We start from the raw sequence: 26,114 nt of genomic DNA, 5'->3' as shown, positions 1-26,114 counted from the left end.
AACGTAACCTAATGAAATGAGGGGCACTGTGAACATAAAAGAAATCATCGTCGTCGAAGGCAAATCTGACACAATTGCAATCAAAAGAGCAACAGGGGCCGACACAATTGAAACAAATGGATCGGCAATCGACGAAAAGACGTTGGATAAAATTCGCCACGCCCAGGAGACACGTGGAGTCATCGTATTTACAGACCCCGACTTTCCGGGCAAGCGGATTCGCTCCATTATTGAAGAACAGATTCCTGGAGTCAAACACGCATTTTTGCATAAATCGAAAACGATTGCAAAAAACGGCCAAGGACTTGGCATCGAGCATGCGAAGGATGAAGATATTCAAAAAGCACTCGAAGCGGTCTATTCAGTCGATGTCCAGCCAATCGAGGACATTCCTTTGCGGATGCTTTTGGATGAAAGGCTTATTGGGCATCCCGATGCGAAAAAAAGGCGCGACCGGCTAAGTGAAATACTGCAAATCGGACAAGTGAACGGCAAAGGATTGAAAAAAAGACTTGAAATGTTCCGGATTGGGCAACATCAATTAATGGAGGCATTGAAAGTCCTGCACGAGGAGGATGGCCATGAATAAAGATATTGCAACGCCCATTAGAACGAAGGAAATTTTGGAGAAGCACGGATTTTCATTCAAAAAGAGCTTAGGGCAAAACTTTTTGATCGATCCGAATATATTACGTAACATCGTTTCGCATGCCGAATTGACGGACAAGACAGGAGTCATCGAAATCGGTCCGGGCATCGGGGCATTGACGGAGCATTTGGCTCGTACTGCAGGAAAGGTCGTTGCATTTGAAATCGACGGACGTCTGCTGCCTGTGTTGGAAGATACATTGTCGCCGTATAACAATGTCACGATCATCAACCAAGATGTCCTCGAAGCAGATTTGAATAAGATTGTCGAGGAGCAATTTAGCGAATACGACGATATTGTCGTCGTGGCGAATCTCCCTTATTATGTGACGACGCCAATCATTATGAAGTTTTTGCTAGGAAAAGTACCCATCCGTGGCATGGTGATCATGATGCAAAAGGAAGTTGCAGATCGTATTACTGCGTCTCCAGGTACGAAAGCATATGGGTCATTATCAATCGCGGTTCAATATTACATGGATGCCGAAGTATCGATGATAGTGCCGAAAACGGTTTTCATTCCGCAACCGAATGTCGAATCAGCTGTGCTGAAGCTCACAAAAAAAACAAAACCTCCTGTGGAAGTAATAGACGAAGACTTTCTATTCGAGGTGGCAAGAGGTTCATTCGTCCAAAGAAGGAAGACGTTGCTGAACAATTTGCAATCCTCGTTGCCTGACGGAAAGGCGAAAAAGGAGCAAATTCTTGAGGCGTTCGAGCGGATCGGCATGGATCCGGGCAGAAGAGGTGAGACATTATCGATTAAGGAGTTCGGGGATTTGTCGAATGTTTTACATGCGGATTTTAAAAAATCATGACAAATAGGGGAATTAATGGGTGAATTCGTCGAATAGGACGAAAAAAGAATTGACATCAATAAGGTTTTACTGATAAAATTCTTCTTTTAATTGACAGAACTTTTTAAAAGTGTTATACTAGTATCCAGTGAGGTGTAAGCGACGTGCCAAAAACATTAGCGGACATTAAGAAGTCATTGGATGCTCACTTGGGGAAACGTTTGCATTTAAGAGCAAACGGCGGCCGTAAGAAAACAATCGAACGTGCCGGAGTCCTTCGTGAGACGTATCGGGCAGTTTTTGTTGTTGAACTGGACCAGGATGAAAATGCTTTTGAAAGGGTGTCTTACAGCTACGCGGATATTTTGACGGAAGCAGTCGAAATAACAGTTCTGGATGATGGGGACGCCACTGCGTTGATCATCAAATAGGTTTTTATAGCAATCATGTATTGTTTTTTATAAAAAATACCTATGTCTTCCTTAACGGATGCGCATAGGTGTTTTTTTATGCCCATTGCTCATACTAGAGTTGTCAGTCGATAAGGAGGAAAAACCCAATGGCGAGAAGACGTAGTATAATGTCTGAGCACTTGAAGGAAGAGATTGCGAAAGAGCTTGGCTTTTACGATGTTGTTCAGCGGGAAGGTTGGGGAGGCATCAAATCGCGTGACGCTGGAAACATGGTGAAGTATGCCATTCAAATGGCGGAGCGTGGATTGGCGGAAAAACGGAACGACAGCTAAGATCCACCCATCTCATGAACGACTGACAAAGGAAGAGCTGCATGGATGTCGTACTAGACGCCGTGCAGCTCTTTTCTTTTAGCGGATCAACGCATATTGGCAAAAGACTGTCATGAAAAGGTATCGGTCTTTCCTGAAAGTTATCCATCACTCCCTAAGATATATTGTCATTTTCATACCTTTGCCCCGGCTGTTTCCGTATGAATCCTGTCGTCTCTTAGCAACCACTCATAACTTTTGTAATTTTTCAGGGTGAAATCCATTCGCCCTATGGTAAAATAGGGAACAATGACAAGCTTGGAATGGAGGGGGCTGGATGCTATATGAGAAAGCACCTGCAAAAATCAACCTGACACTCGATGTCCTACATAAACGCCCCGACGGTTTTCATGAAGTGGAAATGATCATGACGACAGTCGATTTGGCTGACCGTGTCTGGCTTCGCCCATCGAATGACGGGCATATCAATATTAGGGTGTCCGAGCGGTTCGTCCCGAATGACCGAAAAAATCTAGCCTATCAGGCAGCCGATTTATTGAGACGGAAATACGGCATTCGCGACGGGGTCGAGATTACACTCGACAAGAAAATACCTGTAGCTGCGGGTCTCGCGGGAGGCAGTTCCGACGCTGCGGCGACATTACGCGGTTTAAATCGGCTTTGGAACCTGCAGCTAAGTGCAGATGAATTGGCGGAACTTGGTGCAAAGATCGGATCAGATGTGTCGTTCTGCGTACATGGAGGGACGGCGCTTGCGAAAGGGCGCGGAGAGAAGATCCAGCATTTGCCGGCACCACCTAATTGCTGGGTCATCCTTGCAAAACCTTCAATCTCCGTTTCTACGGCGGATATTTATCGTAACCTCGATGTCAATTCCATCAAGCATCCTGACACAGCAGGTATGCTTGAAGCATTGCATTCGGGAAGTTACAACAAAATGTGTGCATCGTTAGGAAATGTCCTGGAGCCGGTGACGATGAAATTACATCCGCAAGTCGTCGTCTTAAAAGAAAAGATGGAACAATTTGGAGCAGATGCAGTATTGATGAGCGGAAGCGGACCGACCGTTTTCGGATTCGTCCGGCAGGAGGCAAGAGTCTCAAGGATTTACAATGGACTAAAGGGCTTCTGCAAGGAAGTTCATGCTGTAAGAATGGTGGGAGAACGTTTCCTGCTTGATTAAAGGCGTATAATTATGGTAATCTACGGATAAAACATTCGGGTTTAGGGGTTGTTAATCATGAAGTGGAAAAGGAGCGGAAGACTCGTCGATATGACGCGTCATCTATTGGAAAATCCTCATACACTCATACCGCTCACTTTCTTCTCCGAGCGCTATCATGCCGCAAAGTCATCCATAAGTGAAGATCTGACAATCATCAAGGAGACTTTCGAGGAGAATGGGACAGGCAAACTGATGACTGTTTCGGGTGCTGCTGGTGGAGTGAAATACATTCCGCAAGTCTCCGAAACGGAAGTCCGTGAAGTGATCGCCCTTATTAAAGAAAATCTTGGTCGATCGGATCGGTTGTTGCCTGGCGGTTATTTATATATGACCGATTTTTTAGGGGATCCTAAAATGATGGATCGCATCGGTAAAGTATTTGCTTCTGCATTCGGCGATACGGAGATCGACGTCATTATGACAGTTGCGACGAAAGGCATTTCGATTGCCCATGCGATTGCACGCCATTTGAATGTCCCTGTTGTCATCGTCCGTAGGGACAGTAAAGTGACGGAGGGTTCGACCGTCAGCATCAATTACGTGTCCGGCTCTACACGCCGTATCCAGACAATGGTATTATCGAAGAGAAGCATGAAGAGCGGCAAAAGAGTATTGATCACCGATGACTTCATGAAAGCGGGCGGAACGATGGCCGGCATGAAGAACTTATTGGAGGAGTTCGACTGCGAGCTTGCGGGTACCGCTGTCTTAGTAGAGGCGGAACATACGGAGGAAGTGCTCGTTGACGATTACTTGTCCTTAGTCAAGCTCCGTGCGGTGAATGAAAAGGATCGTACGATTGAACTGGAAGAAGGAAACTATTTCAAGAAGGGTGGAAAAACGGAATGAATTATGTAGCTACTGAAAATGCACCAAAAGCAATTGGACCTTATGCACAAGCAGTGAAAGTGAATGGACTGGTTTATACATCTGGCCAACTTCCAATGACGCCGGACGGGCTTCTCGTCGAAGGAACGATCGAAGAGCAGACGAACCAAGTTTTCGCCAACTTGAAAGCAGTTTTGGAAGAAGCGGGATCTTCCCTTGATCAAGTCATCAAGGCAACCGTATTCATTAAGGACATGAACCAATTCGCAGCATTGAATGACGTATACGCACAACATTTCGGTTCCCACACTCCTGCACGTTCCACAGTGGAAGTGGCAAGACTGCCGAAAGATGCAACTGTCGAAATTGAAGTTATCGCCCTTGCAGGGGAATAAATAATAAGTGGCGGCCAGCTTGGATGAAGAGCAGGCCAGCCATTTTTTTGTGTCCAAAAGTTGATAAAAAAGTTTTTTAGAAAAAGTTTGTAAAAATAAAAGGGAAATGCTTACTTTTGTAGAATATAATCGTTGAGCATAAAACGAAAGCGCAGGACGCCTCGGCGTTTGAAGCTAGAGAAACAACAAAGGGAGTGGGGAATAATGGAGGTAACAGACGTAAGACTGAGGAAAGTTGAGACGGACGGCCGGATGAGGGCGATCGCATCGATTACCTTGGATGGTGAGTTTGTCGTACATGACATCCGTGTCATTGAGGGGAATGACGGATTGTTTGTCGCGATGCCGAGCAAGCGTACGCCGGAAGGAGAATTTCGTGACGTCGCACACCCGATCAACACTTCAGCGAGGATGAAAGTCCAAGACGCCGTCCTAACCGCGTATCATATGGTTGAGGAAAAAGGAGTGCTCGAAGAGGCTGGAGCGTAAGTTATACTAGTTGAAAAGCATCACAGAGGCTGTGCAGAAGTCATTCTGTAACGGCTTCTTTTATTTCAAAGAAGGATTGCATCGAAAGCTGTAACGAAGAACGGCTTTTGCGAGGGTAATTAAGGCAAATCGAACCCTTCGCTGTTCGATGGGCTGTACAGAAGTCAGTAAATATGACTTTCTGTGACAGCTTTTTTCTTTTTTATTGCTAAGGTCAGCAGGAATTTGGGTGGAACTCAACCGCTTGAAGTGGAAATTCCCATTTTCATACACAAATAAAAAAAGAAACGAACAATATTAAAAGAATTACATTACATTGTCAAGGGGGGATAGTTGAAATTTATATTATTTTCAGCTATAGTCAATAATGAAATTATGGATGGAGGCCAGCAAATGACGAATACATATGCCATCGTCCTAGCTGCAGGGCAAGGGACGCGGATGAAGTCCGATTTATATAAAGTATTGCATCCTGTCTGTGGAAAACCGATGGTCGAACACGTTGTCGACCATATCCTCGGAATCGGCGCGGATAAAATCGTAACGATTGTCGGCCACGGCGCAGAAATGGTAGAAGAAACACTTGGTGCCAAAAGCGAATATGCCCTACAGGCAGAACAGCTTGGCACGGCACATGCGGTTCAGCAGGCAGAGGACCGGCTAGGCGAACTCGAAGGAATGACGCTCGTCGTCTGCGGAGACACACCGCTCATTAAATCGGAAACGATGCAAGCATTGATTGCACACCACTCCGACACGAAGGCGAAAGCGACAATTCTGACCGCGCATGCCGACGATCCCACAGGTTACGGCCGCATCATTCGGGATGAGCAAGGAAACGTCCTTCGCAATGTTGAGCACAAAGATGCATCAACGGAAGAGCGGAAAGTGACCGAAATCAATACGGGAACATACTGCTTTGACAATCGTGCCCTGTTCGAAGCTTTGAAAAAAGTGAAGAACGATAACGCACAAGGCGAATATTATTTGCCCGATGTCATCGGCATCCTAAAGTCTGAACAAGCATTAATCTCAGCCTACGTAACGGATGACTTCAGTGAAACAATCGGCATTAACGACCGGGTCATCCTGTCTGAGGCAGAAAGAGTGATGCGTCAGAGGATTGCAGAATCTCATATGCGAAACGGTGTTACAATCATCGACCCAGGCAGTACGTATATTAGCGCGGATGCAAAAATCGGCAAGGATGCAGTTCTTCAACCAGGCACGATGATCGAAGGACAGACGGTCATTGGGAATAAATGTATCATTGGACCGAATAGTCATATCGTCAATAGTGAAATTGGCGATCATACAACCATCCATTCGTCAGTTGTACGGGACAGCATCATCGGGTCCGGTACGACAGTAGGCCCGTTCGCACATATCCGTCCGGAATCCAAACTCAGCGACAATGTAAAAATCGGCAATTTTGTTGAAGTTAAAAAGTCAAGTCTTGGAGAAGGAAGCAAGGTTTCCCACCTAAGCTATATTGGTGATGCGGAAGTCGGCACACATGTCAACATCGGCTGCGGAACGATCACAGTGAATTACGACGGTAAAAACAAGTATCAGACAACAATCGAAGATAATGCATTTGTCGGATGCAACTCCAATCTGGTGGCACCTGTAAAAGTTGGCAAAGGCGCTTATGTCGCGGCTGGATCAACCATTACAAAAGATGTACCAGAAAGTTCACTTGCAATTGGGCGTGCGCGCCAGGAGAATAAAGAAGGATACGCAACAAAATTAAATCTTAACTAACCAGGGGGACCATGATGGCTAATCATTATCCTAATGATAAACTGAAGATATTCTCTTTAAATTCTAACGAAACTCTTGCACAAGAAGTGGCGGACGAAATCGGACGCCCACTCGGCAAGTGCTCCGTCAAACGTTTCAGTGACGGAGAAATTCAAATCAATATCGAAGAAAGTATCCGAGGTTGCGATGTTTTTGTCATCCAATCAACCTCCAACCCAGTCAATGATAACCTGATGGAGCTCCTTATCATGATTGACGCATTGATGCGCGCATCAGCCCGTACAATCAATGTTGTTATGCCTTATTATGGCTATGCACGCCAAGACCGCAAAGCGCGTTCCCGTGAACCGATTACGGCGAAGCTCGTAGCGAACTTGCTTGAAAAAGCGGGCGCAGACCGTGTTATCGCAATCGATTTACATGCACCGCAAATCCAAGGCTTCTTTGACATTCCGATCGACCATCTCGTGGCAGAGCCGATCTTAACAGAATACTTCAAAAGCAAAGGCTTGGAAGGCAATGAACTTGTTATCGTATCCCCGGATCATGGCGGCGTAACACGTGCACGTAAAATGGCAGACCGCATGAAAGCTCCAATCGCAATCATCGATAAGCGCCGTCCACGTCCGAATGTTGCCGAAGTAATGAGCATTGTAGGAAACGTCGAAGGAAAAACAGCAATTTTGATCGATGACATCATCGATACTGCCGGAACGATTACAATCGCAGCGAACGCGATTATCGAGAGCGGTGCAAAGGAAGTGTACGCTTGCTGTACGCATCCGGTGTTATCCGGCCCTGCAATCGAGCGGATCGACAATTCACAAATTAAAGAATTGGTCATTACGAATTCAATCGAACTGCCGGAAAGTAAAAAATCACCGAAAATCAAGCAATTGTCGATTGCTAAGCTTTTGGGTGAAGCAGTTAAACGGGTATTTGAAGAAAAATCTGTCAGCACATTGTTTGAATAAGCAAGTCAGTTAGTTTCATGTCGTCTGATTTTGGGTATTTCAAGAGATAGAATATACTTTTTTAGGAAAGGTGACTACGCAAATGAGTACAGCAATTCAGTCGAAACCAAGAGAAACAAAAACGAGATCAGCTTTGACAGCATTACGAAATGACGGGTTTATCCCATCGGTTGTTTATGGATATAATACAGAATCTACACCAATCGCCGTAAAAGAGGGCGATTTAATGAAAACATTGCGCGAAGTCGGACGCAATGGAGTTATCAAGCTTGAAGTCAACGGCAAGGAATTGAACGTCGTCTTGAACGATTTTCAGGAAGATGCTTTAAAAGGCGATATCCGCCATGCGGATTTCCTCGCAATCAATATGTCTGAAGAGCTTGAAGTCGATGTGACGGTACATCTTGTCGGCGAATCAGTCGGCGAGAAGGAAGGCGGCGTCGTACAGCAGCCGAACCGTGAAGTGACGATCAAAGTCAAACCTTCAGATATTCCGGAGTCATTTGAAGTCGATGTTTCCGAAATGCAAATCGGCGACACATTGACAGTAGCAGACGTGCGTGGGAAAACGAATTTTGAAATTATTACGGATGACGAGTACGCACTCGTTACCATCTCCGCTCCACGTTCCGAAGAGGAATTGGACGGAGAAAACCTCCCGGATGCTGAAGCAGAACCTGAACTTGTCGGAGAGAATCAGGGAGAAAAGGGAGAAGAATAATAGCACAATTTAGGAGCGCACGTGCAAAGCGTGCGCCCTTTTTTATAATTTATTCAAAAGGAAGATATGCCTTATGAAAATGATAATTGGCCTCGGAAACCCGGGGAAGCAATACGAAAAAACGAGGCATAACGTCGGCTTCCATGTAATCGATGAATTGGCAAGTCGATTGGATGCCCCTGCTATGCAACTGAAATTCAACGGCGCCTACACAATTATCCACCGTCCGGAAGGCAAAGTGATGCTCGTTAAACCTTTGACGTATATGAATCTCTCTGGGGAATGTGTCGAACCACTCATGGATTATTACGACATAGAGCTCGAAGACATCGTCGTCCTCTATGACGACTTGGACCTCGCTCCGGGCAAACTGCGATTGCGTCAAAAAGGAAGCGCTGGCGGCCATAACGGTATGAAATCATTGATTGCCCATCTAGGCTCCGATGCTTTCAATAGGATCCGTATCGGAATCGGACGTCCGACTGGCGGCATGAAAGTGCCAGACTATGTACTGGCCCCATTTAGCAAGGAAGAGCAGCCGCTTATTGAAGAGATGGTTGAAAAAAGCGCTTCTGCATGCCTAGATTGGCTTAAAAACCCATTTTTAGAGGTTATGAATAACTATAATGGTTCATAAGGAATAATCATCGACTCCCTAGCCTATACTTTGTTAAAAAGGGGCCGATGATACTGATGAAACCGAAGGACATTCGTTATTCATGCAGACATTGCAATACGGAGGTCGGCAGCATTCCACTTTCATCTGCCGATGAAATCATCCGAGAACTGAAAAGGATGGAAGAAGGGCATGTAGGGCATGACCAGCAATTCATAGAGTATGATGAAAATGGTTCGATGACGGTCCGTTGCATTTGTGAGCAATGTGAACAGTCGCTGCGAATGAATCCCGATTACTATGCATTACGGAAATGGATACAATAGAATTTCTGCTTTGGCGTATTGCGCGCGCAAAGCTTTTTTCACTTAATTTTATTTATTGCAAAGCGAGGAAAATGATCATTGGATGCGCTCATAGAATTATTTCTACAAGACAAAGAGATTACTAAAGTCGTTGAGGAACTGAAAACGGGACAGGACCGTCAACTTTTGGCGGGTCTATCGGGCGGTGCAAAAGCCGTCTTTTTTAAGACTGTCCAGCAGTCCGCTGACAGGCCAATCCTGATCATCACTCCCAACATGCTGCAAGCACAACGTACATATGAAGACCTTGTAAAAATGCTTGGAGAATCACTCGTTCACTTGTATCCTGCAGAGGAATTGGTCGCTGCCGATTTTTCTGTGGCTAGTTATGAACTTCGTGCAAGCCGGATCGATACGCTCGACCATATGGCGCGTGTTGGGAAAGGAATTTATATTACGCCAGTTGCGGGAATGAAGAAACTTCTTCCTCCAAAAGATAGATGGCTCGAAAATTCCTTGTCCGTCCATCTGGATGACAGTATCGACGTGGACGAGTGGACGCGAAAGCTTGTGGAAATGGGTTACGGAAGACAGGAAATGGTAACTGCGCCGGGCGATTTCGCTCTTCGGGGCGGTATTTTGGACGTGTATCCATTGAATGTAGAGAACCCGATCCGAATCGAGCTGTTCGACACGGATGTCGACTCCATCCGGGCATTTTCTGCAGAAGACCAGCGTTCGACCGACAAACTGACAGAGGTGACGATCCTTCCCGCGACGGAACATGTTTGGGGTGCCGCCGAACTATCACAAATCGCCACTAATTTAGAGGACGCTCTCAGTGCAAGTTTGAAGCGGATGAAGAATGAAGAGGCAAAAGAATCCCTGACAATGAACATCACCCGAGACATCGACCTTTTGCGGGATGGCATCACTCCGGAAGGGATGATGAAGCATGTATCGTTTTCAGATCGGGTTCCATCCTATCTAGGTGATTATTTTCCGGAAAACGGCATCGTCTTATTTGATGAAATCGGACGAATTCTTGAAGTTTCTTCTTCTATGGAAAGCGAAGAGAAGGAATGGTTTCTGACGCTTCTTGAAGATGGAAAGATCGTCCATGATGCGAAAATCTCGTTTTCATTCGAAGAGATGCACAAAATGCTCGATCAGCCGAAATCTTACTTATCCTTGTTCGTACGGGCAGTTCCTGGCATCGTCTTGAAAAAAACCGTTTCGTTCTCCTGCAAACCAATGCAAGAATTTCATGGCCAGATGAACCTGTTGAAAAATGAAATGGAACGTTGGCAGCAAGGGAAATACAATGTTTTTATCGTTGCTGATGGCGATGAACGGATGAAGAAAGTCCAATCGATTCTAAGAGATTACGAGATGGATGCGACATTGAACGGCAAGCCGACAGATGCAGGATCTGCAGGATCCATTTCCATCATTGAGGGGGATCTGTCAGCAGGATTCGAGTTGCCGTTCCACCGTCTTGCTGTCATTACGGACGCCGAGCTGTTCAAAGGGAAACCGAAGCGAAAAACTCGTCCCCAGAAAATGACAAACGCGGAACGCATCAAAAGCTATTCGGAAATCAAGCCTGGCGACTATATCGTCCATGTCCACCACGGAATCGGTAAATATTATGGCGTCGTGACACTCGAAGTGAACGGCATCCATAAAGATTACCTCGATATTCGCTATCGCGGAGAGGATAAACTTTTCGTCCCTGCGGATCAAATCGATCTGATCCAGAAATATGTAGCTTCCGGGGAGAAGGAACCAAAACTCCATAAGCTCGGTGGTGCAGAATGGAAGAAGACGAAGAGCAAAGTGTCATCCGCAGTAAAAGACATCGCGGATGATCTGATCAAACTCTATGCGAAGCGTGAGTCGGAAAAAGGGTACGCGTTCTCCGCTGATGATGATTTGCAGCGATCTTTCGAAAATGCATTTCCATATGACGAGACGGAAGACCAGCTCCGTTCCATCGCGGAAGTGAAAAAGGACATGGAGAGGGAGCGTCCAATGGATCGTCTTCTTTGCGGGGATGTCGGATACGGGAAGACGGAAGTGGCAATCCGTGCTGCCTTCAAGGCGGTCGCGGACGGTAAGCAAGTCGCTTTCCTCGTCCCGACAACCATTCTTGCCCAGCAACATTATGAGACAATGAAGGAGCGGTTCTCCGGCTTTCCGGTGGAAGTGTCACTATTGAACCGTTTCCGCACGCGGAAAGAACAGACAGAAACGTTGAAAGGCTTGAAAGCGGGTACGATCGATGTCGTCGTTGGCACTCATCGTCTTCTTTCTAAAGACGTTGTCTATAAAGACCTAGGCCTGCTCATCGTCGACGAAGAACAGCGATTCGGCGTAACACATAAAGAGAAATTGAAGCAGCTGAAAACGAATGTCGACGTCCTTACATTGACGGCGACGCCAATCCCAAGAACGCTGCATATGTCGATGCTTGGTGTCCGGGATTTGTCTGTCATTGAAACGCCTCCAGCGAACCGTTTCCCGGTACAGACGTATGTCATGGAGCACAACTTTGCCCTTGTGAGAGAAGCGATCGAGCGCGAACTCGGGCGCGGTGGGCAAGTATTCTACCTATACAACCGCGTTGAGGACATGACGCGCAAGGTCGATGAAATCAAACAGCTCGTCCCGGAAGCGCGTGTCGCCTTCGCCCATGGGCAAATGAATGAGTCGACGCTGGAATCTGTTATTCTGAGCTTCTTGGAAGGCGAATACGACGTGCTCGTCACGACGACGATTATCGAGACAGGCATTGATATTCCAAACGTCAATACGCTCATCGTCCATGACGCAGACCGAATGGGCTTATCCCAGCTGTATCAGCTGCGCGGACGGGTCGGACGTTCGAACCGCGTCGCATACGGCTACTTCCTTTACCAGCGCGACAAAGTGCTGACGGAAGTCGCGGAAAGCCGTCTGCAAGCAATTAAAGAATTTACGGAGCTCGGATCCGGGTTCAAAATTGCGATGCGGGACTTGTCGATTCGCGGAGCCGGGAACTTGCTAGGTTCCCAGCAACATGGCTTCATCGATTCTGTCGGATTTGACCTTTATTCGCAAATGTTGCAAGACGCAATCGAAGAAAAACAGACAGGCATCGTCAAATCGGAAATTCCGGACGTCGAGATTTCATTGCCGATCAATGCGTATTTGCCGGATTCATATATCAAAGACGGATTCCAGAAGATACAAATGTATAAACGGGTGAAAGCGATCGAAAGCGAGGAGGATTACTCCGAGCTTGTCGATGAAATGACAGACCGTTTCGGTGATCTGCCGTTAGAAGCCGACCTATTGCTGCGTGTCGGACGGATTAAAGCATGGGGGCGCATGGCAGGCGTCGAATCAATCAAAAAGCAGCGTGCTGTCATCGAAATCCGTCTGACCGAAGAAGGAACAGCAAAAACGGACGGAGCTAAAATAGTAGCCGACTCGATGGAATTCGGCCGTGCTGTCGGTTTTACGATGGAAGACGGAAGGCTGATCATTACGGTGGATGAGCGCCATACAGGCAAGAAGACGGAATTTGACGTCCTTGAAGCGATGATGAGGATTTTGCATTCGTCCATTAAGGAACCATCATCCGTGGATTCCGTCTAAAGGAACTATTGCATAAAATGTCCAAGCATGATGCATACTATATCCGAACGGAAGACGGTTTTAATTTTTGGAAAGTGAGGCATCATGCATGAAAGCAACAGGAATCGTGCGCAGAATTGATGATCTGGGCAGGGTGGTCATCCCGAAAGAGATCAGACGGACGCTTCGCATACGCGAAGGGGACCCGCTTGAAATCTTCACCGACAGGGATGGCGAGGTTATCCTTAAGAAATATTCCCCTATTTCCGAGCTCGGTCAATTTGCGAAAGAGTACGCAGAAACACTATATGAAACCCTCGGAACACCAGCCCTGATCAGTGACAGGGACGAAATGATCGCCGTATCCGGATTATCGAAAAAAGATTATTTGAACCGCCAATTGGCTCCGGACGTGGAAGACATCTTAAAGGGTCGTACCATTGTAACGGAAAAGCTTGAAAAGGCAGTGGAATGGGTGCCTGGACAAGTCGAGCAAGTGAAATCCTACTGCATCGCCCCGATTGTAGCGGGCGGAGACACAATTGGCGCCGTCTATTTACTATCGAAAGTCCATTTTATCGGAGAAGCCGAACAAAAAGCAGCAGAAACCGCAGCACATTTTTTGGCGAAACAGATGGAACAATGAAAAACAGCCTGCACACACCGAGAAGCATCGGGGTGGGTGGGCTGTTTTTTAAAAAAAAGTCATATTCGCATAATACGGTTTGCATAGTTACCGGGTATTGCTCCTCAATTATTCGTAGCTACCTATTCTAGTTCACCTTTGATTTTTTCGAGTACTTGAATTAAATCCATACCAGAGACTTTATCATCAATAGTGGTGCTAAATTCATTTATTATTGTAATATTTTTCTCTCCTCTATTTTCGGTTATGAATGAACTCAAATCAGGACTGAGCAGTTTACTTTGTAATGCTACCGTATCATTTTTATTTACTTTTATTAAGTAAGGTTCACCCGGCCTTAAATAAATCTCATCAAACTGATCCTTCTTTAAAAAGACTATATACCTTCCTCCAAACTCCGGTTCTATAAATAAAGGGTAATTGTTGTTAACTTTATGGACTGTAATCTTAGATGGCGACTTGATTAGTAACCCTTCTGGAGAAATAACCTCGTCTCCTGAAGTAATTTCTAGATCTACAATTTCAGAATGTCTGTGGTTAATCTTAATAACCTCATCTCTAATATTGCCCTTTAAGACTTCCTCAATCTTAAAATTAAATAATTTCCCCTCTACATATTTGTCATTTGACTCATCCATTGGGTTGTGAGGATTGCTCGCCATGTTCCAAGTAGAATCGAAGCTAGTGTAAGAACCTAAGACAATATAGTCGGAGTTAGTAACCATATCGGATAGTTCGCCAAGCACATTCAAATCATGCGTTAAAACTACTTCAACATTTTTAGAACTTTCCTTACTAGTTGCAAAAGGAATAATTATGAACGCACCAAAAGCTAATAAAAGTACTGGTAGAATAATGAATAGGATGTATGGGCGCTCGGAAGTATTCTTCATTATTTCAACTCCTTTGTGTTTGATTAAAATTCTCCATAAATAGCTCTAATACCATTTAAGTCATCTGTTTGGGGCGTTATTATGACGGCTCGGTTTCTATTATGATTCATTATGGATGCCCCACTAGACAAGTCGCTTAATCCTAAAGCGTGTCCCATTTCGTGAACTGCTACGCTTTGTGCTACATTATTCGTTAAAATTGCATATTCATTTAATTTAGCTTCAAATCTTGTCAAAAGCCCTCCAGATATATTTAGATAAATTATTTCACCATAATCGCCATAATCTCTTATATAATATTGTGAGAATGTATTTACAGAGCCTGAGTTATAATAAAACCTCACATAACTTTTGGTTGATACTCTCCAGCTGTCTCCTCCCTTTGTCCATCCATTTTGTATCATTGAACTTGTCAAGCCACTTCCCCATTTGTAAGAAATAAATGAAGGGTTTCCTTGTCGATGTCCTTTTAATTCGTATGCAAATACGTCTCTTTGCAAAAGATTAGTTAAAACCAAAAGGCAAAGTAAAAAAGAGAAAATAAATATTAACTTCTTTTTGTATTTATTCATGTTAATGCCTCCCTGTAATCAATTATTAATTACTTATAGCGCTAAGATCTTATCTGGTGAGGGGGTTATCCCGAAAGAGATCAGACGGACGTTTCGCATACATGAAGGGGACTCGCGTGAAATCTTCACCGACAGGGATGACGAGTTTATATTAAAGGAGTATTCTCCTAATTCCGAGCTCGGTCAATTTGCGAAAGAGTACGCAAAACAATATATGAAACCCTCGGAATACCAACCCTGATCAGTGAGAGAGATGAAATGATCGCCGTAAGATACACAGTTTAAAACTATAATAAATCGACTTCTTGGTAATAATCTTTTTTAAAGAGTGGTAAAATTCGGGGAATTACATTGCATTTTTCATAAAATATCAAAAGGTACATTATGCAACACTGAGGAAAAAACCAATTCTGTAATTGCTATACCATTCCTTCTGAATACCATAACGTAATAGAACTTTAGCAATTTTTTTGGATTTTTCTATTCACTTAACCTTCCTTTCTGTTTTTAAAAATATGGGACTATTCATAGTAGTGTGCATTGGTTTTTGTAACCTGATTGTGCCAGTTTCTTATTTAAAATACAAGCGTATAAGCAATTTTCCCAACTACAGGTGCCAACATGTCATGTTTAATTATCAAAATTGAACTAAATACTCTTAAAACAGGTTGAAAGGAATAGATTATTTTCCCGTATATAATTTCTATTATTGGACAGGGATATACTTTCGATTTTTTCAAAAGTTATCTTATCAGAATAAACACTATTCCCTGTATATTTATTACATAATTGTTGGTACTGTGATATTTTACTTATGGTGAGGCTACTCAGATAGTCAAAAACATCAAAAAGACCAATGTAAATGTGCATTGGATTGCTGTATCATTTTAACTGCTTAATTTGTTTTTTTAACATATGTTTTTCAAACAACGATAAAGAATCATCTCATAAAAGTAAATGTATATTTGTGTTTTTAATTGCTTATATGCCCTCGATTGAAACCTTAATGATTTAATAAAGACAGAAATCAATGGGGTGCTACCGATGAAAGCAACAGGAATCGTGCGCAGAATTGATGATCTGGGGAGGGTGGTCATCCCGAAAGAGATCAGACGGACGCTTCGCATACGCGAGGGGGACCCGCTTGAAATCTTCACCGACAGGGATGGCGAGGTTATTCTAAAGAAGTATTCCCCAATTTCTGAGCTCGGTCAATTTGCGACAGAGTACGCAGAAACACTATATGAACCCCTCGGAACACCCGCCCTGATCAGTGAAAGGGACGAAATGATCGCCGTATCCGGATTATCGAAAAAAGATTATTTGAACCGCCAATTGGCTCCGGACGTGGAAGACATCTTAAAGGGCCGCACCATGGTAACCGAAAAGCTTGAAAAGGCAGTGGAATGGGTGCCCGGACAAGTCGAGCAAGTGAAGTCCTATTGCATCGCCCCGATTGTAGCCGCCGGAGATACAATTGGCGCTGTTTATTTATTATCGAAAGTCCATTTCATCGGAGAAGCCGAACAAAAAGCAGCAGAAACCGCCGCGCATTTTTTGGCGAAACAAATGGAACAATGAAAAACAGCCTGCACGCACCGGGATGAATCGGGGTGGGTGGGCTGTTTTTTGCTTAAAAACTATGCAAATGCATGCTGTCCATTAATTAGGTGCATATCTGTACAATAAAATATGCCTGCATAATAGGATTTCAATCGGCTATGACATGATTCTTAAATAACACTAAATTGCTTCGGTGTTCTCTTTAATAGTGAGGACAATTTCTTCAAAAGTGTATTCATGGTTTACCATGTCCACAGTAAAATCCTGTTCCTCTTGTATTCCCATTGTCCACCTGTAGTGATTGAGTTTCAAAAATACAATTAGGGAAGCAAGGGCTGTTCGTTTATTTGCATTATGGAAAGCATAATTTTTAGCAATAGATTCAAATAGAGCAGCGGCTTTTTCATGAATTGAGGGGTAGGCATCACTACCAAATACTGTCTGCTTTGGCCGGTTAATTGCAGAGTCGAGTAGTCCGGGATCTTTTACGCCTACCGGTTCTTTTGGTGAATATAGATGAATTTGCACTGTATTAATGGCAATTACTTGATTGGTTGTTAAGTAAACAATTTTCTCCATTATCTATCCACTAGCCCTTTAAATGCTTTATCATGCTCCTTAATCACGTCATTCAGAATTTCCATAAACTCTGCGTCAACCCCATCTGGAAGCTGTAAATGCTCTTTCTTTTTTAAAATGATCTTTCCGTCTTTTACTTCAATTTGTACGTCGTCCCCTTGCGATAATCCAGCTTGTGTTAAAACCTCTGAAGGCAGAGTTATTCCAATACTGTTTCCGATCTTGGTAACTTTTCTTTCAATTAATTCCAATCTTTTCACATCCCCGTTAGTACTGTTATAACGAATATAACATTTGGTTATTTCTATTTCAATGAGGAAAACTTATATTTACTATCGAATTCTTGGCATGCTTGTAACAGACTATCACGAATATTCACGATCCACGTAGGGGACCCGCTTGAAAATCTTCACCGACAGGGATGGCGAGGTTATCCTTAAGAAATATTCTCCTATTTCCGAGCTCGGTCAATTTGCGAAAGAGTACGCAGAAACACTATACGAAACCCTCGGAACACCCGCCCTGATCAGTGACAGGGACGAAATGATCGCCGTATCCGGATTATCGAAAAAAAATTATCTGAACCGCCAATTGGCTCCGGACGTGGAAGACATCTTAAAGGGCCGCACCATGGTAACCGAAAAGCTTGAAAAGGGAGTCGAATGGGTGCCCGGACAAGTCGAGCAAGTGAAATCCTACTGCATCGCCCCAATCGTAGCGGGCGGAGACACAATTGGCGCCGTCTATTTACTATCGAAAGTGCATTTCATCGGAGAAGCCGAACAAAAAGCAGCAGAAACCGCTGCACATTTTTTGGCGAAACAGATGGAACAATGAAAAACAGCCTGCACGCAACGGGAAGAATCGGGGTGGGTGGGCTGTTTTTTTGAAATAGTGCTATCTTGCGTGCTTTGCATCTCTGCTCGATATCCATCCTATCGAGCTAGACACTCAAGGATGGATTATTGTTTTTGGGTTAATCGACATAGGTCTACTGATTAGAATGTGGTCTTAGTTAAAGTAACGCTCGGTTTATAGTCACTAATAACCTCTACTATTCCCGTGCCCACCGGAAATATATGGTGCTCCAAACCATCTGCTAAATCGCCGGGAAAATATGGCTTGAACCGATCTAAATAATCAGAGTCCAATGCTTTATAAAAACAAGTCTCGAAATTATTTAGACAACTCTTATCCCTGGCTGCCTCTGCAAGTGAGGCAAGCATGGACATGGGGATTTCACTGGTATAACGGAAAGATACAACATAATCTCCCAAGTAGTTTGTCCCCTTATCATATGTGATGTCTACTGTAGTTCTCATTTTGTCAATTAGAGTTATAGTTAACCCCTTATCACTGAAACACACATCAAATTTTACTACTTCAATAAATCCTTTAGTAAGTTCTTCAGTAGGTTCCCAAGTGATGAGTGTTGGTTTTCTTATCATGCTCTGGCCAACTTTCATATTTTATGGTTCTATAGGTATTACCGACCCCTCATAGTATCTAATTTTATCATAAGTACCTGAAATTAGGCTGCGTGGATATTGTAATGACCATGGATTTGTATTAGTGCCAGTTGATCTATATAGTGTTAAATGTAGCCCTTCGCCTGTGTCTTTTACCATTGTACTGGACGTGTTGACTGTAACTCTCCCGGGCATCGAATCAAAATCTCGTCTAGCTTTCGTATACCCTCCCGTATTTGAATAATTAACGAAATTTCCATTTACATTGGAATACGTTGCATTAGATCTAATAGCAGCCCATTGATCCTTAGAAGAACATTGAATTGTAATTAAATCATCATCTATTGCCTGTACTGCTTTTACATCATCTGAGCATACAGGGGGTACTGCTGCACTCACGTTAAATTCCAATGAAAAATTGAATAACGATAGAAAAAAGAAAGATAAGATAAAAGAAATCATAAACTTTTTACTCTTTTTATCCATGAAAATCCCTCCCTGTTTTTGTTTGTAAATAGATATTTTAGATACACAGGATTATAATAAATCTACTTCTAAGTAATAATCTTTTTTACAGAGTGGTAAAATTCAGAGGATTACCATTGCATTCTTCATTAAATATCAAAAGTTACATTATGGATCACTGTTGAAGAAATCAACTCTGTAATTGCTATACCATTCCACCTGAATACCATAACGCTAATAGAATTCTAGCAATTTTTTAGATTTTTCTATTCACGTAACCTCCCTTTTTTTATTAAATGCGGAATTATTCATAATAGTGGGAATTGAATTTCTTATAACCTGATTGTGTCAATTTCTTAATCAAAATACAAGCGTATAAGCAATTTTCCCAACTACAGGTGCCAATACGTCATGTTCAATTATCGAAATTGAACTAAACACTCTTAAAACATGTCAAAAGAACTAGAGTATTTTCCCATATCTAATTTCTATTATTAGACAGGAATACTTTCGATTATTTCATAAGTAATCTTATGAGAATAAGCACTGTACCCTGTATATTTATTACATAATTTTTGGTGCTGGGAAATTTTACTTATGGTGAGACCGCTCAGATAGTCAAAAACATTTAAAGGATCAATGTTAATTTGCTATGGTTTGCTGTATCATTTAAACTTTTTTTAATCTGTTTTTTTAAAAACCTTTTTCAAACAACAATAAAAAATCATCTCATAAAAGTAAATGTATATTTGTGTTTTTAATTGCTTCATATGCCCTCGATTGAAACATTAGTTATGTAAGGAAGACAGAAATCAATGGTATGCTATCGATGAAAGCAACAGAATCGTGCGCAGAATTGATGATCTGGTGAGGGTGGTCATTCCGAAAGAGATCAGACGGACGCTTCGCATACGCGAGGGGGACCCGCTTGAAATCTTCACCGACAGGGATGGCGAGGGTATCCTTAAGAAATATTCTCCTATTTCCGAGCTCGGTCAATTTGCGAAAGAGTACGCAGAAACACTATACGAAACCCTCGGAACACCCGCCCTGATCAGTGACAGGGATGAAATGATCGCCGTATCCGGATTATCGAAAAAAGATTATTTGAACCGCCAATTGGCTCCGGACGTGGAAGAAATCTTAACAGGTTGCACCATCGTCACGGAAAAGCTTGAAAAAGCAGTGGAATGGGTGCCCGGCCAAACCGAGCAAGTGAAATCATATTGCATCGCCCCGATCGTAGCGGGCGGAGATACAATTTGCGCCGTCTATTTACTATCGAAAGTACATTTCATCGGAGAAGCCGAACAAAAAGCAGCAGAAACTGCAGCTCACTTTTTGGCGAAACAGATGGAACAATGAAAAACAGCCTGCACGCACCGGGAATAATCGGGGTGGGTGGGCTGTTTTTTCGCGTGAAATCCAAGTTTTTTTATAAAACGGTTGCCTTCCTATCGTTTGCCAAGCCATTAATGGGAAAATGAGCATGAGAGATATAATAATGAAGCCGTCACCCGAAGCAAGTTCACGCTGAGGGGAGAGCCGGGGTAGAACAGTATCGAATAATAAAAAATTCACCACGTGATAATAAGGTAGCAGCCATAACAATATTGATAAATAGCGAATTGATCCATGAATCCATATGCCTGTAAAATGGTAAAATAAAAACATTGATAATATAAATAATACGATAAGAAAGGAGCTTTTTTGATTACTGAAAAAGAAAAATGTAACAATTTCTTTAGACAACACGTCATATGTTTAAAGGAGAAAAGGGATATTGGAATAAAATATGAGTTTGTGAGTTTACCATAAACGAAAGAAGGGAACAATAATGAAAAAACTGTTTATCTTATTCAGCTTACTGTTGCTAGTTGGATGTAATAATAAAGAAAAGGAGGAAAATACATTTGAATTTAAAGACGAAATTCAGTCAATTATTGTAATAGACCAAGGATCAGAGGCAATGGACCCACAAGAAATAAAAAAATCCGATGAAATCAATATTTTTGTAGACGCCATTCAGAATGCGGATAAATATCGAGGGCCTGTATCAGATGTCGGGTCAAGATATAAGCTAGAGGTGACTTATAAAAATGATGCCAAAGAAGTCGTAGATTTATGGCTTTTTTCCAGTACTACAGGACGTTTTGAGGTAGCCGATGAAAAATATTCATTAAATGAAAAAGCTATTCCTAGGTTAGTTAATTTTTTGGATAAATAACTCGTTAAAATCGAGAGTTGGTATTCCGGGTTATCAGTCAATTATTAGTCATGGCAGCAACATAATTACTAATAAGGGAGTAGATTCACTTGAAGAAAGTGGTATTTATTGGAACCTTCCTCTTTAGTGTCGTCATCCTTCTATTTAGTTTTGATGGTCAAACACTTGCTGCACAGCAAAAAATAACCGAAACCACTATCCAGAACCAAGACAAACAATTAGAGGAATTTAATAGCATAGCAAATAAATTGAATACATTGTCTAGTAACATAGGGTTGATTGGAGATTTATACTTTGATGAGGACGACGTTTTGCATTTTAGATATAAGGAGAGCGAATATATCTCCAATAAAGCCATAAGAGAATTAATCAATGAGCTTCAGAAAAGGGGTATTAAAACAGAAGTAACTAATTACACATTTGATGATTTATTTAAACAGCAAATGATAATTTATGAAGAAGTAAAAAACTATTACGGAGATGAATCAAAGTTACCTATATTTGAATTGGTTCCAGATATATTTGAAGGAAAAGTTAAGTTTTCTGCTGAGTACTTAGATAATAGTTTATTAGAAAAGCTTATGGAAAATCACTCTGATGTATTAGAGTTTAGATTAAAGGAGTTTAGTGGAAAAAGCATTTCAGAGAAATCTGTAAAATCAAATTGGAATAAACTAGGGGCAGGTCTCGGTATTCAACTAACTGGCGGTTCTTGTTCTGTAGCAGGGATAGCATATAAAAATGGTCAATATTTTTTATTGACTGCTGCTCATTGTTTTAACTCTGGAACAACAGCCAGTGACGGTACAGGCAGTCGTGTACGACAATGGAGTTCATACGTGGGTCGCCAGCATACTGCAGCAGGCTATGTGAATTTAGACGCTGCTTTAGTGAAAATAATGGATAATGCGTTGTTAGGTGGACGCTATGCTACTAACGGTATTAAAGTAGTTTCAGATGATAGTGCATCAGAAGAATTTGATAATTATTTCGTAAATGCTGCATCGACAAGCCCTGCATTTAGTCAAGTAATTTGTCGTGTTGGTATAAGTACACCTAAAACATGTGGAAGAGTTATCCAGAAAGGTTTTGTGTCTAACAATTGGGAAAACCCTCCATTCACTAGAATAGTGTCTGTAGTAGTTCCTGATGACTGGGCAAATTATTCTGCCAAAGGCGATAGTGGAGGAGCCATTTATCGTCCTAGTGCAAATGGAAACGTATTAACAGGAATTCATGTAGGTAAGTTAGAAAATGGTCATCCAGTTTTTACAGACATTATAGATGTATTTAATCATTATGATTTGTTTCTTTATACAAGCAGTACACCGCTGAAAGTTGCTGATTAACCCACCACAGGTGTGTGCTTGATTATAGATACTAAAAATATCAGTTCTGAGCCATAATAAGCAAAAAAAGCGGCGATTCGCCGTTTTTTTCGGTACTACGGGCAAATGTTGTTTGTCTTTAAGAAAAAGAAAGACGAAGATAAATACAGGTGTAGTAAGGGTTTAGAATTTATATCTTGCATCACCTAATGATGGAACAGAACAGTGTTATCTTTTATAAGTTCACATTCATGACAAAGATGGGATATCCGAGAAAATTGCGAAGCTAATGGTGATACTAAGTCAATAAATTGGACACAATAAATTGAGATTCATAGCTACTTGTATAATCTAACTAACGCGCTTTGCTTGTTCGCCTTGTCATAAGCGAACAGAGTTTCACTCTATTCACTTACGACAAGGTTAAGGGGCTTCCCTCGACGTCTACTAATAGACACTGATAATAGGCATTTTCCTTATCAATTGGGGACAAATAGCCATTTGTTGAATGGATTCGAATTGTGTTATAAAAACATTCAATATACTCAACGATGCTGTCTTTCGCCTGTTGTCTCGTCTTATAGGTTTCGTGATAGATCAACTCACGTTTAATAATACTATGGAAAGATTCAATGCAAGCGTTGTCGTAACAGTTGCCTTTCCGGCTCATGCTTGTGGTTATACGATACCCTCGAAGGATATTTTGATAGTCATGGGATGCATATTGGCTTCCTCGATCCGAGTGGTGAATAAGGTCTTCAGATGGAGTTTGACGACCGATTGCCCGTTTGAGGGCAGTGATGACAAGCTCCTTTGTCATTCGTTCACTCATGTACCAGCCGAGTATCCGTCGAGAATATAAATCCATGATGGTCGCCAAGTATAGCCAGCCTTCTTTTGTCCAGATGTACGTGATGTCACCGACCCATACCTTGCCTGGTTCGTCTACATGAAACTCTTGATTCAATAGGTTTGGATAAACAGGCAATGAATGTTTAGAGTTAGTGGTTGCTTTATATTTTTTGACCGTCTGGGATCTAATTCCTTCTTCTTTCATAATCCGGCCGACTGTTTTTTGCGAGACGCTAATGCCTTCTTGATTTAACTTCTCTGTAATTTTGGGGCTACCATAGATTTTTCTGGATGCAAGATGTACTCGCTTCACATGGCGAACAAGGCTTTCATGACGCTCTTTCTGCGGACTTTTCTCACGAGCACGCCAGTTATAATAACCGCTTTTAGATACACCTAGGACCTGACACATCTTCGCGACACGAAATTCGTGCCGGTGCTCTTCGATGAAGTTATAAATTACTTCTGGTTTTTGCGAAGATGCCCATAGCCTTTTTTAGGATGGCGTTCTCTTCCTCTAGGTCACGTACCTTTTTCTGAAGATCCAGCATAGCCTCTTTCTCAGGTGCACTATGCCCGCTGCCGATAAAACTACTGCCGTCCTTGTCTTCTTTATATTTCTTAATCCAGTTATGAAGCGTCTGTTCCGCGATACCCAAGTCCCTTGCCACTTGGGCTGCTGTTTTTCCCGCTTCCACAACTAACCTGGCTGCATCCATTTTAAATTCTTTATCATACTGTCTTTTCATCTTTTTCACTCCGCTCAATTGGATAAGTTTATTATAACTCCCCCAATTCAGTGAGTCCTATTTTTAGACTATCATCAATCATCTTAGCATACTGGGGGTACTGCTGAACTAACGTTGACTTCTAAATGGCAATTACTTGATGAGGTGTTAAGTAAACAATCAAATCCATTATTCATCCACTAGCCCTTTAAATGCTCTGTCGTGCTTCTTAATCGCATCATTTAGAATGTTGTAAATGCTCCTTATTTTTTAAAAGGATGTTTCCGTCTTTTACTTCAATTTGTACGTCGAATCCTTGCGATAATCCCGCTTGTGTTAAAATCTCCGAAGGCAGCGTTATTCCAATACTATTCCCGATCTTGGTAACTTTTTTTTCAATTAACCCCAATCTTTTCACACCCTTGTTAGTACTGTTATAACGAATATAACAATAGGTTATTTGCATTTCAACGAGGAAAACGTCTATTTAATATCATATTCTTGCCAAGTGTGGATGGGCTGTTTTTCATTTGTCGTCATGGAGGAGAAAAATCAGCGAGTGGGGGGTTCTGAATAATCAGTAAGGACCTTTTGCTGTGCTATAATAAAGAAAAGAAATCTATTGAGGTGATGCGTAATGGGTGCATTAAGTAAAAATGTAAAAGAAGAACTTGCGAATGCCTTGAATGATCAAAATGCAGCAATGTTTGTTGTAGAAGGAAAACTGTTTTCATTAGAAGTTCATGAAACGTCTTTTATGGATGAAGAGGATGGTAACTTAGCACAACAAATTGAAGTATATCCAGAGTTAATGGAATCCCTCCAACGTTATTATGATAATCCTGATATGCCACGCTTTACTGCGAAAGAACTAAAGGAATTGCGGCATGAGAGAAGAAAATAACCGAAGTTATTCGGTTCATTTCACAGAGGAATTCAATAACTGTTTAGACCAAATTCAGGCTTTCTTTGCGGAACAAGGAGAAGATGTGCTTGAATGGTGGTTTTCTAAAGAAGATAACATGATTGATGAAATTGATCGTCTATTATCTTCTTTTCCGTATGTCGGCAGAACGGTTGAGCATGGACCCTTTGAAGGCTGAGCCGGCATCGAATGCTAAATTATGTTGTTTTTTATGTGGTTCGTGAAAATGATAGAGAAATCAACGTTATTAACATCCTTCCGGCAAGATCAAAGCGTCAGCGATTAAAATAGGTGAGGAAAGGACCATATGCTATTGGGGATGGTGGTCACAGGGATGAAATGATCGCCGCATCCGAATTATCGAAAAAAGATTATTTGAACCGCCAATTGGCTCCGGACGTGGAAGACATCTTAAAGGGCCGCACCATCGTTACGGAAAAGCTTGAAAAAGCAGTGGAATGGGTGCCTGGACAAGTCGAGAAAGTGAAATCCTACTGCATCGCCCCAATCGTAGCGGGCGGAGACACAATTGGCGCTGTTTATTTACTATCGAAAGTGCATTTCATCGGAGAAGCCGAACAAAAAGCAGCAGAAACCGCCGTGCATTGTTTGGCGAAACAGATGGAACAATGAAAAACTGCCTGCACGCACCGGGAAGAATCGTGAAGTGCACCCCAAAAGTTAGAGTTGAAAATCTAACTTTTGGGGTGTTTTATTATGGTTAAATATACAGATGATT

General features: G+C 42.4%; 30 protein-coding genes and 2 pseudogenes. 24 read left to right on the top strand and 8 right to left on the bottom strand.

Features of this window, described 5'->3' with window-relative positions; translation table 11 throughout:
* Positions 1 to 28: 28 nt before the first annotated feature.
* The 15 genes from rnmV (at position 29) to spoVT (ACTHPA_RS17650) (ending at position 13,774) form a co-directional block, all read left to right on the top strand.
* Positions 29 to 589: a ribonuclease M5 gene (rnmV, locus tag ACTHPA_RS17720; protein ID WP_440502181.1), complete on the top strand. Its 561-nt coding sequence runs from the start codon at positions 29 to 31 to the stop codon at positions 587 to 589.
* A complete protein-coding gene (gene rsmA, locus ACTHPA_RS17715; RefSeq protein WP_440502179.1) occupies positions 582 to 1,466 on the top strand; it encodes a 16S rRNA (adenine(1518)-N(6)/adenine(1519)-N(6))-dimethyltransferase RsmA in 885 nt (294 codons plus the stop codon). The genes rnmV and rsmA overlap by 8 nt, the downstream gene beginning before the upstream one ends.
* Positions 1,467 to 1,609: 143 nt before the next feature.
* Positions 1,610 to 1,876, top strand: a complete 267-nt coding sequence (veg, locus tag ACTHPA_RS17710) for a biofilm formation stimulator Veg (RefSeq protein WP_440502177.1) — start codon at positions 1,610 to 1,612, stop codon at positions 1,874 to 1,876.
* Positions 1,877 to 2,004: 128 nt separating this feature from the next.
* Positions 2,005 to 2,190 carry a small, acid-soluble spore protein, alpha/beta type gene (locus ACTHPA_RS17705; RefSeq protein WP_440502175.1) on the top strand — a complete coding sequence of 62 codons (186 nt, stop codon included), beginning with the start codon at positions 2,005 to 2,007 and terminating at the stop codon, positions 2,188 to 2,190.
* A gap of 316 nt (positions 2,191 to 2,506) precedes the next feature.
* On the top strand, positions 2,507 to 3,373 hold the full coding sequence (gene ispE, locus ACTHPA_RS17700; protein ID WP_440502174.1) for a 4-(cytidine 5'-diphospho)-2-C-methyl-D-erythritol kinase: 867 nt from the start codon (positions 2,507 to 2,509) through the stop codon (positions 3,371 to 3,373).
* A gap of 57 nt (positions 3,374 to 3,430) precedes the next feature.
* The gene (purR, locus tag ACTHPA_RS17695; RefSeq protein ID WP_440502172.1) at positions 3,431 to 4,264 is read left to right on the top strand and encodes a pur operon repressor; all 834 of its coding nucleotides are present in this window, start codon (positions 3,431 to 3,433) and stop codon (positions 4,262 to 4,264) included.
* On the top strand, positions 4,261 to 4,638 hold the full coding sequence (locus ACTHPA_RS17690; protein ID WP_381444424.1) for a RidA family protein: 378 nt from the start codon (positions 4,261 to 4,263) through the stop codon (positions 4,636 to 4,638). Before purR ends, ACTHPA_RS17690 begins: the two co-directional genes overlap by 4 nt.
* A 204-nt stretch (positions 4,639 to 4,842) precedes the next feature.
* Positions 4,843 to 5,127: a septation regulator SpoVG gene (gene spoVG, locus ACTHPA_RS17685; RefSeq protein ID WP_440502169.1), complete on the top strand. Its 285-nt coding sequence runs from the start codon at positions 4,843 to 4,845 to the stop codon at positions 5,125 to 5,127.
* 393 nt (positions 5,128 to 5,520) lie between these two features.
* Positions 5,521 to 6,891, top strand: coding sequence for a bifunctional UDP-N-acetylglucosamine diphosphorylase/glucosamine-1-phosphate N-acetyltransferase GlmU (glmU, locus tag ACTHPA_RS17680; RefSeq protein ID WP_440502167.1), 1,371 nt, complete (start codon positions 5,521 to 5,523; stop codon positions 6,889 to 6,891).
* A 14-nt stretch (positions 6,892 to 6,905) separates the two neighbouring features.
* Positions 6,906 to 7,865: a ribose-phosphate diphosphokinase gene (locus ACTHPA_RS17675; protein ID WP_440502166.1), complete on the top strand. Its 960-nt coding sequence runs from the start codon at positions 6,906 to 6,908 to the stop codon at positions 7,863 to 7,865.
* A gap of 82 nt (positions 7,866 to 7,947) precedes the next feature.
* The gene (locus ACTHPA_RS17670) at positions 7,948 to 8,586 is read left to right on the top strand and encodes a 50S ribosomal protein L25/general stress protein Ctc (RefSeq protein WP_440502164.1); all 639 of its coding nucleotides are present in this window, start codon (positions 7,948 to 7,950) and stop codon (positions 8,584 to 8,586) included.
* A gap of 73 nt (positions 8,587 to 8,659) precedes the next feature.
* Complete coding sequence (gene pth, locus ACTHPA_RS17665) at positions 8,660 to 9,223, top strand: aminoacyl-tRNA hydrolase (protein ID WP_440502162.1); 564 nt, start codon at positions 8,660 to 8,662, stop codon at positions 9,221 to 9,223.
* A 56-nt stretch (positions 9,224 to 9,279) separates the two neighbouring features.
* Positions 9,280 to 9,528 carry an anti-sigma-F factor Fin gene (locus ACTHPA_RS17660; protein WP_440502160.1) on the top strand — a complete coding sequence of 83 codons (249 nt, stop codon included), beginning with the start codon at positions 9,280 to 9,282 and terminating at the stop codon, positions 9,526 to 9,528.
* Between the two features lie 78 nt (positions 9,529 to 9,606).
* Positions 9,607 to 13,149 (top strand): transcription-repair coupling factor, encoded by a 3,543-nt coding sequence (mfd, locus tag ACTHPA_RS17655; RefSeq protein WP_440502159.1) that lies wholly within the window; start codon positions 9,607 to 9,609, stop codon positions 13,147 to 13,149.
* A gap of 88 nt (positions 13,150 to 13,237) precedes the next feature.
* Positions 13,238 to 13,774 carry a stage V sporulation protein T gene (gene spoVT, locus ACTHPA_RS17650; protein ID WP_060205952.1) on the top strand — a complete coding sequence of 179 codons (537 nt, stop codon included), beginning with the start codon at positions 13,238 to 13,240 and terminating at the stop codon, positions 13,772 to 13,774.
* Positions 13,775 to 13,896: 122 nt separating this feature from the next.
* On the opposite strand, the gene ACTHPA_RS17645 is transcribed toward spoVT (ACTHPA_RS17650), so the two are convergent.
* Positions 13,897 to 14,667 carry a hypothetical protein gene (locus ACTHPA_RS17645; RefSeq protein WP_440502157.1) on the bottom strand — a complete coding sequence of 257 codons (771 nt, stop codon included), beginning with the start codon at positions 14,665 to 14,667 and terminating at the stop codon, positions 13,897 to 13,899.
* Between the two features lie 23 nt (positions 14,668 to 14,690).
* Positions 14,691 to 15,239 carry a matrixin family metalloprotease gene (locus ACTHPA_RS17640; RefSeq protein ID WP_440502156.1) on the bottom strand — a complete coding sequence of 183 codons (549 nt, stop codon included), beginning with the start codon at positions 15,237 to 15,239 and terminating at the stop codon, positions 14,691 to 14,693.
* Positions 15,240 to 15,243: 4 nt separating this feature from the next.
* Between ACTHPA_RS17640 and ACTHPA_RS17635 the strand changes: the two are divergent.
* A pseudogene (locus tag ACTHPA_RS17635) lies at positions 15,244 to 15,509 on the top strand (hypothetical protein); the annotation flags it as partial.
* A 774-nt stretch (positions 15,510 to 16,283) separates the two neighbouring features.
* Entirely contained in the window at positions 16,284 to 16,820 is a 537-nt protein-coding gene (gene spoVT, locus ACTHPA_RS17630) for a stage V sporulation protein T (protein WP_440502154.1), read from the top strand.
* Between the two features lie 162 nt (positions 16,821 to 16,982).
* On the opposite strand, the gene ACTHPA_RS17625 is transcribed toward spoVT (ACTHPA_RS17630), so the two are convergent.
* Together ACTHPA_RS17625 and ACTHPA_RS17620 are read right to left on the bottom strand one after the other, a co-directional pair.
* A complete protein-coding gene (locus ACTHPA_RS17625; RefSeq protein ID WP_440502152.1) occupies positions 16,983 to 17,381 on the bottom strand; it encodes a type II toxin-antitoxin system death-on-curing family toxin in 399 nt (132 codons plus the stop codon).
* On the bottom strand, positions 17,381 to 17,641 hold the full coding sequence (locus ACTHPA_RS17620; protein ID WP_440502150.1) for an AbrB/MazE/SpoVT family DNA-binding domain-containing protein: 261 nt from the start codon (positions 17,639 to 17,641) through the stop codon (positions 17,381 to 17,383). Before ACTHPA_RS17620 ends, ACTHPA_RS17625 begins: the two co-directional genes overlap by 1 nt.
* Before the next feature lie 120 nt (positions 17,642 to 17,761).
* Here ACTHPA_RS17620 and ACTHPA_RS17615 point away from each other — a divergent pair.
* A pseudogene (locus ACTHPA_RS17615) lies at positions 17,762 to 18,218 on the top strand (stage V sporulation T C-terminal domain-containing protein); the annotation flags it as partial.
* Positions 18,219 to 18,379: 161 nt separating this feature from the next.
* Here the strand turns inward: ACTHPA_RS17615 and ACTHPA_RS17610 are convergent.
* Together ACTHPA_RS17610 and ACTHPA_RS17605 are read right to left on the bottom strand one after the other, a co-directional pair.
* Complete coding sequence (locus ACTHPA_RS17610; RefSeq protein ID WP_440502148.1) at positions 18,380 to 18,829, bottom strand: hypothetical protein; 450 nt, start codon at positions 18,827 to 18,829, stop codon at positions 18,380 to 18,382.
* Positions 18,830 to 18,850: 21 nt separating this feature from the next.
* Positions 18,851 to 19,336 carry a hypothetical protein gene (locus ACTHPA_RS17605; protein WP_440502146.1) on the bottom strand — a complete coding sequence of 162 codons (486 nt, stop codon included), beginning with the start codon at positions 19,334 to 19,336 and terminating at the stop codon, positions 18,851 to 18,853.
* Positions 19,337 to 20,158: 822 nt separating this feature from the next.
* Here ACTHPA_RS17605 and spoVT (ACTHPA_RS17600) point away from each other — a divergent pair.
* From spoVT (ACTHPA_RS17600) to ACTHPA_RS17590, 3 genes are all read left to right on the top strand, one after another.
* Positions 20,159 to 20,680, top strand: coding sequence for a stage V sporulation protein T (gene spoVT / locus ACTHPA_RS17600; protein WP_440502219.1), 522 nt, complete (start codon positions 20,159 to 20,161; stop codon positions 20,678 to 20,680).
* 472 nt (positions 20,681 to 21,152) lie between these two features.
* The gene (locus ACTHPA_RS17595) at positions 21,153 to 21,542 is read left to right on the top strand and encodes a hypothetical protein (RefSeq protein ID WP_440502145.1); all 390 of its coding nucleotides are present in this window, start codon (positions 21,153 to 21,155) and stop codon (positions 21,540 to 21,542) included.
* A gap of 98 nt (positions 21,543 to 21,640) precedes the next feature.
* Positions 21,641 to 22,891 carry a trypsin-like serine protease gene (locus ACTHPA_RS17590; protein WP_440502217.1) on the top strand — a complete coding sequence of 417 codons (1,251 nt, stop codon included), beginning with the start codon at positions 21,641 to 21,643 and terminating at the stop codon, positions 22,889 to 22,891.
* Between the two features lie 391 nt (positions 22,892 to 23,282).
* Here ACTHPA_RS17590 and ACTHPA_RS17585 read toward each other — a convergent pair.
* Positions 23,283 to 24,471, bottom strand: a protein-coding gene (locus ACTHPA_RS17585) for an IS3 family transposase (protein ID WP_440502143.1) whose coding sequence is annotated in 2 segments (ribosomal slippage) — positions 23,283 to 24,204 and positions 24,203 to 24,471 — 1,191 coding nt in all. Because the reading frame shifts where the segments join, the coding sequence is not laid out codon by codon here.
* 217 nt (positions 24,472 to 24,688) lie between these two features.
* Positions 24,689 to 24,859 (bottom strand): AbrB/MazE/SpoVT family DNA-binding domain-containing protein, encoded by a 171-nt coding sequence (locus ACTHPA_RS17580; protein ID WP_440502141.1) that lies wholly within the window; start codon positions 24,857 to 24,859, stop codon positions 24,689 to 24,691.
* Between the two features lie 228 nt (positions 24,860 to 25,087).
* On the opposite strand from ACTHPA_RS17580, the gene ACTHPA_RS17575 reads away from it, so the two are divergent.
* From ACTHPA_RS17575 to ACTHPA_RS17565, 3 genes are all read left to right on the top strand, one after another.
* Positions 25,088 to 25,354, top strand: coding sequence for a hypothetical protein (locus ACTHPA_RS17575; RefSeq protein WP_440502139.1), 267 nt, complete (start codon positions 25,088 to 25,090; stop codon positions 25,352 to 25,354).
* Positions 25,338 to 25,553, top strand: a complete 216-nt coding sequence (locus ACTHPA_RS17570) for a hypothetical protein (protein WP_440502137.1) — start codon at positions 25,338 to 25,340, stop codon at positions 25,551 to 25,553. The genes ACTHPA_RS17575 and ACTHPA_RS17570 overlap by 17 nt, the downstream gene beginning before the upstream one ends.
* 113 nt (positions 25,554 to 25,666) lie before the next feature.
* Positions 25,667 to 26,008 carry a stage V sporulation T C-terminal domain-containing protein gene (locus ACTHPA_RS17565; protein WP_440502135.1) on the top strand — a complete coding sequence of 114 codons (342 nt, stop codon included), beginning with the start codon at positions 25,667 to 25,669 and terminating at the stop codon, positions 26,006 to 26,008.
* The last annotated feature ends 106 nt before the right edge of the window (positions 26,009 to 26,114 follow it).

The organism is Sporosarcina sp. SAFN-015 (assembly GCF_051966875.1).
Lineage (GTDB): Bacteria > Bacillota > Bacilli > Bacillales_A > Planococcaceae > Sporosarcina.
Note: the sequence above shows the minus strand (reverse complement) of the source record. Positions and strands in the feature narration are given on the sequence as shown.

Coding starts and splice junctions, on each gene's coding strand:
- ACTHPA_RS17610 (WP_440502148.1), bottom strand. CDS start 18,829: ATGATAAGAAAACCAACACTCATCACTTGGGAACCTACTGAAGAACTT.
- ACTHPA_RS17595 (WP_440502145.1), top strand. CDS start 21,153: ATGAAAAAACTGTTTATCTTATTCAGCTTACTGTTGCTAGTTGGATGT.
- ACTHPA_RS17675 (WP_440502166.1), top strand. CDS start 6,906: ATGGCTAATCATTATCCTAATGATAAACTGAAGATATTCTCTTTAAAT.
- spoVT (WP_060205952.1), top strand. CDS start 13,238: ATGAAAGCAACAGGAATCGTGCGCAGAATTGATGATCTGGGCAGGGTG.
- ACTHPA_RS17605 (WP_440502146.1), bottom strand. CDS start 19,336: ATGGATAAAAAGAGTAAAAAGTTTATGATTTCTTTTATCTTATCTTTC.
- ACTHPA_RS17705 (WP_440502175.1), top strand. CDS start 2,005: ATGGCGAGAAGACGTAGTATAATGTCTGAGCACTTGAAGGAAGAGATT.
- rsmA (WP_440502179.1), top strand. CDS start 582: ATGAATAAAGATATTGCAACGCCCATTAGAACGAAGGAAATTTTGGAG.
- spoVT (WP_440502154.1), top strand. CDS start 16,284: ATGAAAGCAACAGGAATCGTGCGCAGAATTGATGATCTGGGGAGGGTG.
- ACTHPA_RS17690 (WP_381444424.1), top strand. CDS start 4,261: ATGAATTATGTAGCTACTGAAAATGCACCAAAAGCAATTGGACCTTAT.
- ACTHPA_RS17660 (WP_440502160.1), top strand. CDS start 9,280: ATGAAACCGAAGGACATTCGTTATTCATGCAGACATTGCAATACGGAG.
- ACTHPA_RS17640 (WP_440502156.1), bottom strand. CDS start 15,239: ATGAATAAATACAAAAAGAAGTTAATATTTATTTTCTCTTTTTTACTT.
- spoVG (WP_440502169.1), top strand. CDS start 4,843: ATGGAGGTAACAGACGTAAGACTGAGGAAAGTTGAGACGGACGGCCGG.
- ACTHPA_RS17625 (WP_440502152.1), bottom strand. CDS start 17,381: ATGGAGAAAATTGTTTACTTAACAACCAATCAAGTAATTGCCATTAAT.
- pth (WP_440502162.1), top strand. CDS start 8,660: ATGAAAATGATAATTGGCCTCGGAAACCCGGGGAAGCAATACGAAAAA.
- glmU (WP_440502167.1), top strand. CDS start 5,521: ATGACGAATACATATGCCATCGTCCTAGCTGCAGGGCAAGGGACGCGG.
- purR (WP_440502172.1), top strand. CDS start 3,431: ATGAAGTGGAAAAGGAGCGGAAGACTCGTCGATATGACGCGTCATCTA.
- ispE (WP_440502174.1), top strand. CDS start 2,507: ATGCTATATGAGAAAGCACCTGCAAAAATCAACCTGACACTCGATGTC.
- ACTHPA_RS17575 (WP_440502139.1), top strand. CDS start 25,088: ATGGGTGCATTAAGTAAAAATGTAAAAGAAGAACTTGCGAATGCCTTG.
- ACTHPA_RS17645 (WP_440502157.1), bottom strand. CDS start 14,667: ATGAAGAATACTTCCGAGCGCCCATACATCCTATTCATTATTCTACCA.
- ACTHPA_RS17670 (WP_440502164.1), top strand. CDS start 7,948: ATGAGTACAGCAATTCAGTCGAAACCAAGAGAAACAAAAACGAGATCA.
- ACTHPA_RS17570 (WP_440502137.1), top strand. CDS start 25,338: ATGAGAGAAGAAAATAACCGAAGTTATTCGGTTCATTTCACAGAGGAA.